This is a genomic window from Streptomyces sp. TM32, from assembly GCF_004122755.1.
Lineage (GTDB): Bacteria > Actinomycetota > Actinomycetes > Streptomycetales > Streptomycetaceae > Streptomyces > Streptomyces sioyaensis.
This window is the reverse complement of sequence record NZ_SDIG01000003.1, coordinates 84,991-98,040: the sequence shown is the minus strand read 5'-3', so window position 1 is coordinate 98,040 and position 13,050 is coordinate 84,991. Positions and strand designations below refer to the sequence as shown.

12 protein-coding genes are annotated in these 13,050 nt (G+C 73.1%); 6 read left to right on the top strand and 6 right to left on the bottom strand.

Annotation, left to right across the window (positions count from 1 at the left end):
* Positions 1-55 precede the first annotated feature (55 nt).
* The 4 genes from EST92_RS01655 (at position 56) to fxsA (ending at position 5,392) form a co-directional block, all read left to right on the top strand.
* Positions 56-1,771 (top strand): amidohydrolase, encoded by a 1,716-nt coding sequence (locus EST92_RS01655; RefSeq protein ID WP_254068396.1) that lies wholly within the window; start codon positions 56-58, stop codon positions 1,769-1,771.
* Positions 1,772-2,290: 519 nt separating this feature from the next.
* Positions 2,291-3,964 carry an apolipoprotein N-acyltransferase gene (gene lnt, locus EST92_RS01650; RefSeq protein WP_129279197.1) on the top strand — a complete coding sequence of 558 codons (1,674 nt, stop codon included), beginning with the start codon at positions 2,291-2,293 and terminating at the stop codon, positions 3,962-3,964.
* The gene (locus tag EST92_RS01645; protein WP_129279196.1) at positions 3,961-4,716 is read left to right on the top strand and encodes a polyprenol monophosphomannose synthase; all 756 of its coding nucleotides are present in this window, start codon (positions 3,961-3,963) and stop codon (positions 4,714-4,716) included. The genes lnt and EST92_RS01645 overlap by 4 nt, the downstream gene beginning before the upstream one ends.
* An 88-nt stretch (positions 4,717-4,804) precedes the next feature.
* Entirely contained in the window at positions 4,805-5,392 is a 588-nt protein-coding gene (fxsA, locus tag EST92_RS01640; protein ID WP_129279195.1) for an FxsA family membrane protein, read from the top strand.
* A 147-nt stretch (positions 5,393-5,539) separates the two neighbouring features.
* Here the strand turns inward: fxsA and EST92_RS01635 are convergent, their stop codons facing one another.
* The 3 genes from EST92_RS01635 to EST92_RS01625 form a co-directional block, all read right to left on the bottom strand.
* On the bottom strand, positions 5,540-5,917 hold the full coding sequence (locus EST92_RS01635; RefSeq protein ID WP_006601711.1) for an RNA polymerase-binding protein RbpA: 378 nt from the start codon (positions 5,915-5,917) through the stop codon (positions 5,540-5,542).
* A 611-nt stretch (positions 5,918-6,528) separates the two neighbouring features.
* A complete protein-coding gene (locus tag EST92_RS01630) occupies positions 6,529-7,329 on the bottom strand; it encodes a glycerophosphodiester phosphodiesterase family protein (protein WP_129279194.1) in 801 nt (266 codons plus the stop codon).
* Positions 7,326-8,003, bottom strand: a complete 678-nt coding sequence (locus EST92_RS01625; protein ID WP_129279193.1) for a hypothetical protein — start codon at positions 8,001-8,003, stop codon at positions 7,326-7,328. The genes EST92_RS01630 and EST92_RS01625 overlap by 4 nt, the downstream gene beginning before the upstream one ends.
* Before the next feature lie 107 nt (positions 8,004-8,110).
* Between EST92_RS01625 and EST92_RS01620 the strand changes: the two genes are divergently transcribed.
* Positions 8,111-9,616, top strand: a complete 1,506-nt coding sequence (locus EST92_RS01620) for a PLP-dependent aminotransferase family protein (RefSeq protein WP_129249253.1) — start codon at positions 8,111-8,113, stop codon at positions 9,614-9,616.
* Positions 9,617-9,653: 37 nt separating this feature from the next.
* Here EST92_RS01620 and EST92_RS01615 read toward each other — a convergent pair whose 3' ends face one another.
* A complete protein-coding gene (locus EST92_RS01615; protein WP_129279192.1) occupies positions 9,654-11,603 on the bottom strand; it encodes a hypothetical protein in 1,950 nt (649 codons plus the stop codon).
* Between the two features lie 178 nt (positions 11,604-11,781).
* Positions 11,782-11,976, bottom strand: a complete 195-nt coding sequence (locus tag EST92_RS01610) for a hypothetical protein (protein WP_006601706.1) — start codon at positions 11,974-11,976, stop codon at positions 11,782-11,784.
* A 194-nt stretch (positions 11,977-12,170) separates the two neighbouring features.
* Between EST92_RS01610 and EST92_RS01605 the strand changes: the two genes are divergently transcribed.
* Complete coding sequence (locus tag EST92_RS01605; RefSeq protein WP_129279191.1) at positions 12,171-12,599, top strand: YchJ family metal-binding protein; 429 nt, start codon at positions 12,171-12,173, stop codon at positions 12,597-12,599.
* Positions 12,600-12,671: 72 nt separating this feature from the next.
* Here the strand turns inward: EST92_RS01605 and EST92_RS01600 are convergent, their stop codons facing one another.
* Positions 12,672-13,046 carry an RNA-binding S4 domain-containing protein gene (locus EST92_RS01600; protein WP_093487431.1) on the bottom strand — a complete coding sequence of 125 codons (375 nt, stop codon included), beginning with the start codon at positions 13,044-13,046 and terminating at the stop codon, positions 12,672-12,674.
* Positions 13,047-13,050 lie beyond the last annotated feature (4 nt).

Genomic DNA, 13,050 nt, shown 5'->3' with positions numbered 1-13,050 from the left:
CGTTGATCGCCCCCCGCGCGCGGCCCACCCCCGCGCAGGGGCCAAACTGTCCGGTATGAGCGCGCACGTTCCCGAACCGGCCGGGCAGCACCCCTCCAGCCCTGCCCGCCAGCACCTTTCCCGCCCGGCCCGGCAGGACCCTTCCCGCCCGGCCCGGCCCCGCACTGTCCTGCTGCGCGGTGGCGAGGTGCACAGCCCCGCGGACCCCTTCGCCACCGCCATGGTCGTGGAGGGTGACCGCATCGCCTGGGTCGGCGAGGAGGGGGCGGCCGACTCCTTCGCCGACGGCGTCGACGAGGTCGTGCAGCTCGACGGTGCGCTGGTCACTCCGGCGTTCACGGACGCACATGTGCACACCACGGCGACCGGACTGGCGCTCACCGGGCTCGACCTGTCCGGCGCCGGCACCCTGACCGGGGCGCTGGCCCGGATCCGTGCCTACGCCGACGCCCGCCCCGCGGACCGGGTCCTGCTCGGGCACGGCTGGGACGCCGGTGCCTGGCCGGAGGGCCGGCCGCCGTCCCGCGCCGAACTGGACGAGGCCACCGGCGGCCGCCCGCTCTATCTCACCCGGGTCGACGTGCACTCCGCGGTCGTGACGACGGCGCTGCTGGATCTGGTGCCCGGCGTGCGCGGACGCACCGGATTCCGCGCCGACGCCCCGCTGACCGGTGACGCCCACCACGCGGTGCGCAAGGCCGCGTACGCCACCCTCACCCCCGCCCAGCGCACCGAGGCCCAGGCCGCCGCGCTCGCCCGGGCCGCCGCGCTCGGTATCGGCACCCTCCACGAGTGCGCGGGCCCGGACATCTCCGGTGAGGACGACTTCACCGGGCTGCTCGCCCTCGCCCGGGAGGGGGCGGGCCCGCGGGTGGTCGGCTACTGGGCCGAGGCGGTCGCATCCGCAAAGGACGCGCAGCGGATCCGTGAACTCGGGGCGATCGGCGCCGCGGGCGATCTGTTCGCCGACGGCTCGCTCGGGTCGCACACCGCCCACCTCCACGCCCCGTACGCAGACTCCCCCGGCCACACCGGCGTCGCGCACCTGCGGGCCGAGGACGTCGCCGCCCATGTCGCCGCCTGCACCGAGGCAGGGATCCAGGCAGGTTTCCACGCCATCGGGGACGCCGCCCTCACCAGCGTCGTCGACGGCGTACGGGCCGCCGCCGAGCGCGTCGGCCTGGGGCGGATCCGGGCCGCCCGGCACCGCGTCGAACACGCCGAAATGCTCACCGAGCGCACCATCGCCGGCTTCGCCGAGCTGGCCCTGACCGCCTCCGTCCAGCCCGCCTTCGACGCGGCCTGGGGCGGCGAGGACGGGATGTACGCCGCCCGCCTGGGCGCCGACCGGGCCCGCACCCTCAACCCGTATGCCGCGCTGCTCAAGGCGGGTGTCCCGCTCGCCCTCGGGTCCGACAGCCCGGTCACCCCGCTCGACCCCTGGGGCACCGTCCGCGCCGCCGTTTTCCACCGCACCCGCGCCCACGGCATCTCCGCGCGCGCCGCGTTCACCGCCCACACCCGCGGTGGCTGGCGCGCCGTCGGCCGCGACGACGCGGGCGTGCTGGTGCCCGGCGCGCCTGCCGACTACGCGGTCTGGCGCACCGGCGAGCTGATCGTCCAGGCGCCCGACGAGAGGGTGGAACGCTGGTCGACCGACCCGCGCTCCGGCACCCCCGGCCTGCCCGATCTCACCCCCGGCAACGACCTCCCGGTGTGCCTGACCACGGTCGTCGCCGGGCGAACGGTCTTCGGGCCGCCGAACGAGTGACATCGCGCGGGCAGGTGCCGCCGCGGACCGTGCTTGGCGCTCCTTGGCTCTCCTGAGGGTGCTCGGGGCTGACCTGGGGCGACGCGAAACGACGCAGGCGGAGCACCTGTTGACAGCAGACGGTCGGCGGCCGGTAGGTTCGGCCGAGTCCACCACAGGACGTCCGACCGGGAGACCTCCGCGCAGTCGTCGAACGCAGCTGGGCCATGGGGTGGTGTGCCACTGGGCACGCCACCACTGGGAGCCAGGTCCAGCACCAGCGGCACGGGGCGACGGAACGTCTCACCTGATCGGCAGGTGCGACCCGGGTGGGGCCCGGACGCTCAGTAGACAACGGCTCTCGGTCGACCCGCAGCCAGCGGGTCCCAGGTCGGCCCGAAGGGCGCCGGGCCCCTATCCGCACCACGCCGCGGCCCGCCCGCGGCCTTCTTTACCTTTTGTGCACCCCGCATCCGCAACCCGGGCCTCCCGATGTACGGTCTGCTCACTACCGCACGACCTGCAGGAAGGCCCGCGACCGTGCCATCGGGTTCCGATACCACCGAAGAAGCCGTCAGCGGCACCCCGCCCGACGGCCCGGTGCCCTCCGCGGAGTTGGGCGCCACCGCCGTGACCGCCCGGCCCCGGCGCGCCCGGCGGCTGGCCGCACTGGCCCGCCGTGAGGCGCTGCGCACCGGCCTCGCGGTGGTCTCCGGCCTCGCGCTCGGGCTCGCCTTCCCGCCGTACGACCTGTGGCCGCTGTCCCTGGCGGCGGTCGCCGCGCTGTCGCTGCTGACCCGCGGCCGGACCGCGCGCCAGGGTGCCTGGACGGGCTTCGTCTTCGGGCTGCCGTTCTTCCTGATCCTGCTGAAGTGGCTGCATGTCGTCGGCTGGGACGCGGTGGTGGGCCTCTCGATCGCCGAGACGCTGTTCGTGATGCTGCTGGGTGCCGCGCTCGCCGTCACCTCGCGGCTGCCGTTCTGGCCGCTGTGGACCGCCTGCCTGTGGGTCGCCGAGGAGTGGGCCCGCGACCGGCTCCCGTTCGGTGGCTTCCCCTGGGGCCGGCTGGCGTTCGCCCACACCGGCTCGCCGTTCACCCCGCTCGCCGCGCTCGGTGGCGCCCCGCTGGTCACCTTCGCCGTCGCGCTGGCCGGTGCGCTGACCGCCGCCTGCGCCGCCACCCTCTGGGGGCTGCGCCGCGAGGGGCCCCTGCGCCGGGCCGTGCCGGCCTTCGAGGCGTTCGGGCTGGCCGCCGCGGTGGCTCTGGCCGGTTTCGCCGTCCCCGTCCCCACGAAGGCCGACGACACCGCGGACATCGCGATCGTCCAGGGCAACGTCCAGCAGGCCGGTATGGACTTCCTGGGCCGCCCGATGAAGATCCTCGACAACCACGCGACGGCCACCGAGAAGCTCGCCGCGGACATCAAGGCCGGCCGGGCCAAGAAGCCGGATCTGGTCATCTGGCCGGAGAACTCCTCCGACCTCGACCCGTTCCAGTACCCGCAGGCCTACGACCGGATCGACCGGGCCGTGAAGGCCATCGGCGTGCCCGTCCTCGTCGGCGCCCTGGTCGACCACCCCTCCAAGAAGGGGTACGTCTTCAACGAGGGCATCGTCTGGGACCCGAAGAAGGGCCCGGGCGCCTCCTACACCAAGCAGCATCCGGTGCCGTTCGGCGAGTACGTCCCGTTCCGGGAGCAGCTCAGCAAGATCATCACGCGCTTCCAGCGGGTGCCCCGCGACTTCTACCCCGGCAACCACACCGGCGTGCTCCAGCTCGGCCCCGCCCGGCTCGGCGACGTCATCTGCTTCGAGGTCGCCTACGACGAGATCGTGCACGACACCGTCGGCGCCGGCGCCCGCGCTCTGGTCATCCAGACCAACAACGCCACCTACGGCCGCACCGGCCAGCCCGAGCAGCAGCTGGCGATGTCCAAGCTGCGCGCCGTCGAACACGGCCGGGCCGTGGTCACCGCCGCCACCAGTGGCATCAGCGCGGTGGTCGCGCCGGACGGCACGGTCACCCACCGCATCCCCGAGTTCACCCAAGGCGTGGTCTCCGCGCGTATCCCGCTGCGCGACGAAACGACGCTCGCCGACCGCGTCGGAGCCGCTCCTGAGTGGGCGCTCGCTATCGTGGGCCTGCTGTCCTGTGCCGCCGCGGTGGCCAGTGGCAGGCGCGCGCGCACGAAGGACGAGAAGGGGCAGCAGTGACAGACGGTCAGCGGCAATACGGTCCGCTCGGCACCACCTTGGTGATCATTCCGACCTACAACGAGGCGGAGAACATCAAGCCGATCGTCTCGCGGGTGCGGGCCGCCGTGCCCGAGGCGCACGTCCTGGTCGCGGACGACAACAGCCCCGACGGCACCGGCAAGTTCGCCGACGAGCTGGCCGCCGACGACGCGCACGTCCATGTCCTGCACCGCAAGGGCAAGGAAGGCCTCGGCGCCGCCTACCTCGCGGGCTTCCGGTGGGGCATCGACAACGGCTACGGCGTGCTGGTCGAGATGGATGCCGACGGCTCGCACCAGCCCGAGGAACTGCCGCGCCTGCTCACCGCCCTCAAGGGCGCCGATCTTGTCCTCGGCTCGCGCTGGGTGCCCGGTGGGCGCACCGTCAACTGGCCCAAATACCGGCAGCTCATCTCCCGCGGGGGCAGCACGTACTCCCGGCTGGTGCTGGACCTGCCGCTGCGCGACCTCACCGGCGGCTTCCGGGCCTTTCGCGCGGAGGCGCTCAAGGGCCTGGGCCTGGACGATGTGGCCTCCCAGGGCTACTGCTTCCAGGTCGACCTCGCCCGCCGCGCCGTACAGGCCGGCTTTCATGTCGTCGAGGTCCCGATCACCTTCGTCGAACGGGAACTGGGCGACAGCAAGATGAGCCGCGACATCGTCGTCGAGGCGCTGTGGCGGGTCACCGCCTGGGGGATCGGCTCCCGGGTGGACAAGATCCGCGGCCGCTGACGCCGCCCGACGTGCCGGGAACGTGCGGAGTTGTTCCGCCCCGCGACCCTCACGGAGGGCGACGGGACGGGCCAGGCACACTTGAGGCATGACGTTCGGAGCCACGCCCTCGCCGACTCCTCGGCCACCCCAGCGTTCGCGCGCCCGCCGGTTCATCCCCTTGGGCATCGCCGCCTGGGTGGTGCTGGAGATCTGGCTGCTGACCGTGGTCGCCGGGGCCACCAGCGGACTGACGGTCGCGCTGTTGCTGATCGCCGGAGTGATCATCGGCGGCTACGTGATCAAGCGGGCCGGCCGCCGCGCCTGGCAGAAGCTCACCGAGAGCATGCAGGGCAGCGGCGCCCCGTCGGCACCCGGCAGCTCCGCGTCATCCGGCAACGCCACCTCGGGCAGCGGCAATACGCTCCCGATGGCCGGCGGACTGCTGCTGATGGTGCCGGGGCTGGTGTCCGACGCGCTGGGGCTGCTCTGCCTGTTCCCGCCGACCGGAAAGCTGATCCAGCGCCGGGCCGAGAAGCTGCTGTCCCGGCGGGCGCAGTACGCCCCGGGCTCCTTCGGTGACGCCTTCCAGCAGGCCCGGATGCACCGGCCGGACGGCAAGGTCGTCCAGGGCGAGGTCATCCGCGACGACGATCCGCCGTCCCCGCGCCGCCAGGACCCGCCGCTGACCGGCTGAGAGCCCCGGCGCACGCCGGGACGGCGGGAGCCGCGGACACGGACGGACCCGGACAAGGGCGTCGCGGACACGGACAGAACAAGGGCCGGGGTCACTGCGCAGTGCAGTGACCCCGGCCCTTGTGTGCTGCTCGGTGCAATCCCGCCGTCAGGCGGACTTGCGGTTGGTGTCGCGCGGATGCACGGCAATGTTCATGGTGCCGGAGCGCAGGACGGCCAGCCGTTCGGCCAGCACCTCCTCGAGCTCCTCGCGGGTGCGTCGCTCCATGAGCATGTCCCAGTGCGTACGCGCGGGCTTACCCTTCTTCTCCTCAGGGCCATCGCCATCCACCAGAAGCGAGGGTGCACCGCATACCTTGCACTCCCACTCCGGCGGAATCTCGGCCTCAACCGAGAACGGCATCTCGAATCGATGTCCGTTCTGGCATGCGTACTCCACCGCCTGGCGCGGGGCCAGGTCGATGCCGCGGTCGGTCTCGTAGCTGGTCACCACGAGTCGCGTGCCGCGGAGAGCTCGCTCACTCATGAATCGTGCCTCCCGGGCTTGTCGCCCACAGGACAGGTGTCGCTGTCGTCGTCATCCGGTCAACGTCCGGTCGGCGGTGAAGATTCCCGCAATCGGGAGATGCGCCCACCCGTCGCCCACCACCGCCCATGATGGAGGCGCTGCGCGCCGCTGCCTTCCTTCGTGCCGCCCCTTGTTGTACCCACCATTGCCCGGTTTGTCACATCTGGCAGCAGATGTCACCCAGCGCCATGCATGGTTGAGCGCGCAGTAACGGTCCGCCTGGTGAGCCAAAGGCGTACACTACCGCCCCGCACGCCCTGGGGCTAAATCCGGTCAGGCATTGGATTTCCGGCCGCCGCGCTCGCCCGGCCTGCCGGCGCCCTCGCCGGCGGGCAAACCCGTTCGGGCCGGGGGTCGGTCCGGTGCCGGTGACCGGCGCGAAGAACCACACGGGTGCCCCGGGCGGAAGGATCCGCAAGGATCCGGAAGGAAGCAGTCGGCCGCACTCGTCGGCGAAGACGGTCGGTCCGGTCGTCGCGGTCGTCGAAGAGACGCTGTTGGTCCAGTCGTACCAGCGCCGGCCGCGTGGTGCGCGGCGCCGGGCGGCAGCCCCGGCCCCGGCACCCCGCTCAGACCCAGCACCCCCGCTCGGTCAGTACCGTCCGCAGCGTCTCGATGTGATCGGTCATGATCCCGTCCACGCCCAGGTCGAGCAGTGCGGTCATCCGGTCCGCGTCATTGACCGTCCAGACGTGGACCTGCATGCCCAGTGCGTGTGCGGCGCGCAGGAACAGCGGATCGACGACCGGGATGCCGGACTGCCGCTCGGGGACCTGGACGCAGACCGCGCTGCGCCGCACCGCCGCGCCCAGCAGCCGGTCGAGCGGCAGCGCTCCGCGGCCGTACGAGCGCAGGCGCAGGCCGGCCACGCCGCGGGTACCGAGCGAGCTCGCCATCTGCCGGCCGGCCAGCCGCTGGGTCCGTGCCACCCGGGCCTCCGAGAACGAACCGACGCACACCCGGTCCCAGGCGTTGGTGCGGCGCAGCAGGTCCAGTAGCGGCGGCAGCGCGGCCTCCGCTTTGAGGTCGACGTTCCAGCGTGCGTCGGGGAACTCCTCCAGGAGCTCCTCGAACAGCGGCAGCGGTTCGCGGCCGGCGACCCGGGCCCGGCGCACGGCCCGCCAGGGGAGCGCCTCGATCGCGCCGCGGGTGTCGGTGACGCAGTCGAGCGTCGGATCGTGGAAGGCGACGAGGTGTCCGTCCGATGTGGCGTGCACATCGGTCTCCAGATAGCGGTAGCCGAGGGCCACCGCGCGCCGGAAGGCGGCGGCGGTGTTCTCCAGGCCCTCGGCGGCACCGCCGCGGTGGGCGAAGGGCAGCGGCGCGGGGTGGTCGAGATAGGCGTGGCGGGGGCGTATCGCTGAGGTCACTCGGGCAGTATGGCGCGCTCAGGTGAAGTCCCTCCGCGGGCCACCACGGGGGACGGCTCCCCGGTCAGGTCCTTGATCGCGAAGCGGCGCAGGAAGAACTGTGCCAGTGGCCCGATGGCCAGCGCATAGACCACCGTGCCGGCCCCGAGGGACCCGCCGAGCAGATAGCCGACCGCGAGCACCGTCACCTCGATGCAGGTCCGCACCAGCCGCACCGGGCGGCCGGTGCGCTGGTGCAGCCCGGTCATCAGCCCGTCGCGCGGCCCCGGGCCGAAGCGGGCGGAGATGTAGAGGCCGGTCGCGGCACCGTTGAGGACGACGGCGAACGCCAGCAGCGGAATACGGGCACCCAGCGAGGCCGGCTCCGGGGTCACGGCCAGCGTCGCGTCCATCACCAGCCCGAGGATCACCACGTTGGACACCGTGCCCAGCCCGGGACGCTGGCGCAGCGGGATCCACAGCAGCAGGATCAGCGCACCGGAGACAATGGTGACCGTACCGATCGTCAGTCCCGTATGCCGGGATATGCCCTGGTTGAGCACGCTCCATGGCTCCAGGCCCAGGTCCGCGCGGACCATCAGTCCCATGCTCACGCCGTACAGCGACAGTCCCGTGTACAGCTGGAACAGCCGGCGTGCCAGCAGGGCCCTCCCCGGGCCGGCTTCCTTGATCATGGACACGACTCTTCCCCCTCCTGGCAGGATTGGACCGACGCGTGACACCATGTGGCATGTCCGGGCTCGGGAAGTAGAGCCAATTCGGGGAAGGTGGACTGATCTTCATGGCTCAGTGGACTTCAGCGGTAGGCGCGCCCCAACTCGCCCGCCTGCTCCGGTCGCAGGACCCGTACGACGCACAACTCGCGGTCGGCGGGCGCCGGTTGCCCGCCTACCGCAGCCTCGCCGACGGTGTGCGCCTGCTCGTACTGGAGGGCCGGATACCGGTCGCCGCTCGCTTGCCCGCCGAACGCGAACTGGCCGCGGCCTTCGGCGTCAGCCGCACCACCGTCGCCGCCGCCTACGAAGCGCTGCGGGCCGAGGGCTTCCTGGAGTCCCGGCGCGGCTCGGGCAGTTGGACCGCCGTCCCGGCCGGCAACCCGCTGCCCACCCGCGGTCTGGAACCGCTGCCCCCGGAGGCCGCCGGATCCATGATCGACCTCGGCTGCGCCGCCCTCCCGGCCCCCGAGCCCTGGCTCACCCGCGCCGTCCAGGGCGCCATGGCCGACCTCCCGCTCTACGCCCACACCCACGGCGACTACCCCGCCGGCCTGCCGGTCCTGCGCCAGGCCCTCGCCGACCGCTACACCGCCCGCGGCATCCCCACCATGCCCGAACAGATCATGGTGACCACAGGCGCGATGGGCGCGGTGGCCGCGATCTGCCGGCTGTGTACGAGCCCCGGCGAGCGGGTGGCCGTCGACTCCCCGTCGTACGCCAACATCCTCCAGCTGATGCGGGACGCCGGCGCCCGGCTCGTCCCGGTGGCCCTCGGGGAGCGGCTGGCCGGCTGGGACATCCCCGTCTGGCGCCAGGTGATGCGCGATGCCGCGCCCCGGATGGCCTATGTCGTCGCCGACTTCCACAACCCCACCGGCACCCTCGCCACCGACGACCAGCGCCGCCGCCTGGTCGACGCCGCCAAGTCGGCCGGCACGCTGCTCGTCGTCGACGAGACCATGACCGAACTCCAGCTGGACCAGGACCCCGAGCCGCCGCGCCCGGTCTGCGCCTTCGACCCCGCGGGCAGCGCGGTGATCACCGTCGGCTCGGCGAGCAAGGCGTTCTGGGCCGGGATGCGGATCGGCTGGGTGCGCGCCGCGCCCGACATCATCCGCAGTCTGGTCGCCGCCCGCGCCTACTCCGACCTCGGCTCACCGGTCCTGGAACAGCTCGCCATCGCCTCGCTCCTGAAGGGCGGCGGCTGGGAAGAGGCCGTCGAGATCCGTCGGGAGCAGGCCCGCGAGAACCGCGACGCGATTGTCGGAGCCCTGCAACGCCACCTCCCCGACTGGGAGTTCAGCGTTCCCCGCGGTGGGCTCACGCTGTGGGCGCGTACCGGCGGACTCTCCGGTTCCAGGATCGCCGAGGCGGGGGAGCGGCTCGGGGTGCGGGTGCCTTCCGGCCCGCGGTTCGGTGTGGACGGTGCCTTCGAGGGCTTCGTACGGCTGCCGTTCACGGTCAGCGGGGCCGTCGCCGACGAGGCCGCGGTCCGGCTGGCCGGCGCCGCGCGGCTGGTTGCGACGGGTGCGCCGGTGGAGACGGAGACCCGGCACGCCTTTGTGGCCTGACCGCAGGGCGGGTATGCGGCCGCCGGGCGGCTGAGCCTCAGCCCTCCGGCCGGGACGCGTCCGTCGACCCGTTGACCACCCGGGGTTCGCCGCCCTTGCTGGGTGCCGCGCGGACAGCCGCCCCCACCGGTTCGCCGGCGGACCCGTCTTCCCCGTCCTGCGTCGCCCCCTCGGCCGCGGCGGGCCCGTCCGCCGGCTCCACGGCGGCCGCGCCCCCGGACTTCCGGGTCTCCACCTTGCGGACGTCCACCGGCTTGCGGACGTCCACCGGCTTACGGACGTTTTCCAGCTTGCGGACGTCTCCCGTCTTGGCGTCTCCCGCCGTCTTGGCGTCTCCCGCGGCGCGGACGTCTTCCGTCTTACGCATGTCTCCCGCCGTGCGGACGTCTCCCGCTTTGCGCACGTCCACGGGTTGCGGTGCGTCCACCAGCTCGGCGGGACCGGCTCCGTCGGCCGGGACCGTACGCTCCGGCAGCAGCGCAAGGACGGCCTCGCGGTGCGCCCGACCGGTGGCGTCGTCGAGCGGGTCGGGGGTGGCCGGCACCTGGAGCCGCAGCACGGCAGCGGTCCCCAGGCGCACATAGCCGCGCCCCGGCGGCACCTGCGCGATCGGCGTGGTGTGCGGCGGCGCCCCGAGCACCGCCCGTACCTCTTCGGCCGTGGCGGGGCCGAGCACCACCCGGGCCTTGGTGTGCGCCCGCACCGGCTCGCTCAGCAGCTCCGCGCTCTCGAAATGCTCGGCCACGACGACCGTGACGTGGGCGGCCCGGCCGTGCCGCAGCGGCACCCGGAGCCACTCCTGCGGATCCTCCCGGCCCTCCGCGGACGCGATGTGGGCCAGCGCAGTGGGACGGTCCGCGATGATCCACAGCGGTCGCCGGGTGTCCTCCGGCGCGGGCCGGCCGGCCTGCCGCGCGCGGTTCGCCGTGATCAGCCGCCGCTCGGTCTCGTGGGAGGCCCACTCCAGCGTCGCCAGCGCGCCCGCCAGCCCGCTCTCCACTCCCAGCACCCCACGACGCCCGGCCAGACACCCGTACTCGCCGGTGCCGCCGCCGTCGATGACCAGCACATCGCCGTGCTGCAGCGCCTGGAGGGCGAGCGAGCGCAGCAGCGTCGTGGCGCCCGTCCCCGGCTGCCCCAGGGCGAGCAGATGCGGTTCGGTGGAGCGCGGGCCGGTGCGCCAGACCACCGGCGGCGCATCCCGCGTCTCCTCCCCGCCGGTGACCGGCAGGGTCCGCTGGACGAAGCCCGGATCGGTGAACCCGAGCACCAGCTCACCCGGCGAGGTGACGAAGCGCTGGGCGGCGATGTCGGTGGGCAGCGGGCCCAGGGCGGTCAGGGTGAGCTGATTCGTCAGCTCGTCCCAGGAGAAGTGGTACTCCCGGCCGCGTCCGGCCTTGGCGTACAGCACCTGCTCGATGCGGGCCCGGGCGCTGTCCTCGCCGTCGGTGAAGTACGCCGGGTACTTCAGCTGCAACCGTTCGAGCCGCCCGCTGTCGTCGAAGGCGTACTCGGGGAAGGCCCGCTCCCAGTCACCGTCGGGCGCGTACAGGGGGCTGGGGTCACCGTCGACGGAGAGGTACGGCACCAGCGCCTCGTACAGCGCGCGCAGCCGCTCGGTCGCAGCCTCACCGGGGCCGGTCTCCACCGGCGTACGCTCCCGCCCCGCCCAGGCCCCCGCACCCATCAGCGTGATCAGGGCGAGCAGCGGCCCGTACGGCACCAGGCACACGACCAGTACGCACGCCCCGACGAAGAAGGCCATCGGGCCGCGGTGCTCCCTGGGGGTGGCGACCCAGCGTCCACGGCCGGCCGCGCCCAGCCGGCGCAGCCCCCGGGCGATGATGATCAGCGGGTGGAACACGTCGGAGGCGCTGTCGGCGGCGGTGCGCGCCAGTTCGCGGCTGCGGGCGAGGGAGGCGCTGTTGGCCATGCGGGCGAGGGGTTGGCCGCTGGTCAGGATGCGGGGCAGGGGGCGCCGGGCCACGTCTTCTCCTGTTGCTCGTGCGGGGGTCGTGAGGGCTCGGTGTGGGCGGCGAGCCGGGGAACGGGCTGCACACGGAGCCGCCCGGACGGGAGCAGGCGCGGCCCGTTCGGGCGGGACCGGTGGGGTGGCGCCGGACGAGAACTCCGGACGGGAGCGCCGGACGAGAACCGCGGACGGGCTAGATCTTGATCCCCCCGAGGAGGTTGGCCAGGCTCGCCCCACCGGCCTTGATGCTGGGCGCGATGGCGGAGCTGGCGAGGTAGAACCCGAAGAGCGCGGAGACCAGGGCGTGGGACAGCTTCAGGCCGTCTTTGCGGAAGAAGAGGAAGACGATGACACCGAGCAGGACGACGCCGGAGATGGACAGAATCATGGGGTTCTCTCCTGGGTGGTGGGGACGGTCACCATGAGTTCTTCCAGCCTCACAGCACGGACCAAGCCACCAAAAGCTGCAATTGGGTGATTTATCGTTGAAATTCCCTGGATGGGCGCACCTTCTGCGTGGGCCGCTCCGGCGGATGCCCGGCGTGTCGCGGACCGATCCGGCCCACCCGGCACAATCGTGGGGTGCCGAAACCGAAGAACACGCCCCGCCGCCCGGCCCCCGTCACCCCCGACTCGCCCTGCCCCTGCGGACGCGCCGCGGCCTACCGCGACTGCTGTGCCGCCTTCCACCAGGGACGGGCCACCGCCCCGACCGCGGAGCGCCTGATGCGCTCGCGGTACAGCGCCTTCGCCGTCGGTGACACCGGATATCTGCTGCGCACCTGGCACCCGACGACCCGGCCGGGCAGCCTCGAACTCGACGCGGCGCAGCGGTGGACCGGACTCGACATCCTCGGCACGACCGGCGGCAGTGCCTTCCACACCGAAGGCACGGTGGAATTCCGCGCCCACTACACCCTGCACGGCCACGCGGACAGCCAGTACGAGCACAGCCGCTTCGTCCGCGAGGCCGGCCAGTGGGTCTATCTCGACGCGCTGCCGCCGGCCTAGGGTCTGTCGTTCGGATCAGGCCGGGCACGCGCTCCGCGGCCGCCCGGCGTCCGAACCGCGGATCCGGTCGCCTCAGTGGCCGCGCAGCTGGTCGATCTCGCGGCGCTCGCGCTTGGTGGGGCGGCCGGCACCGCGGTCGCGCAGCGCGATCACCGGGACCTCCTCGCGCGGCGGGGCCGGCGGACTGTTGTCGACGTAGCATTCCGCGGCGATGGCCGCGCCCACCCGTTTGCGCACCAGCCGCGAGACCACCACGATCCGCTCCCGGCCGGCGTGCCGCAGCCGCACCTCGTCGCCGTTGTGCACGCCGTGCGCCGGCTTCACCCGCTCACCGTTGACCCGTACGTGCCCCGCACGACAGGCCGCCGCGGCCAGCGAACGCGTCTTGGTGAGCCGTACGGACCAGATCCAGCTGTCGATGCGGGTGGTCCCCTCGTCTGAAGCCATACCC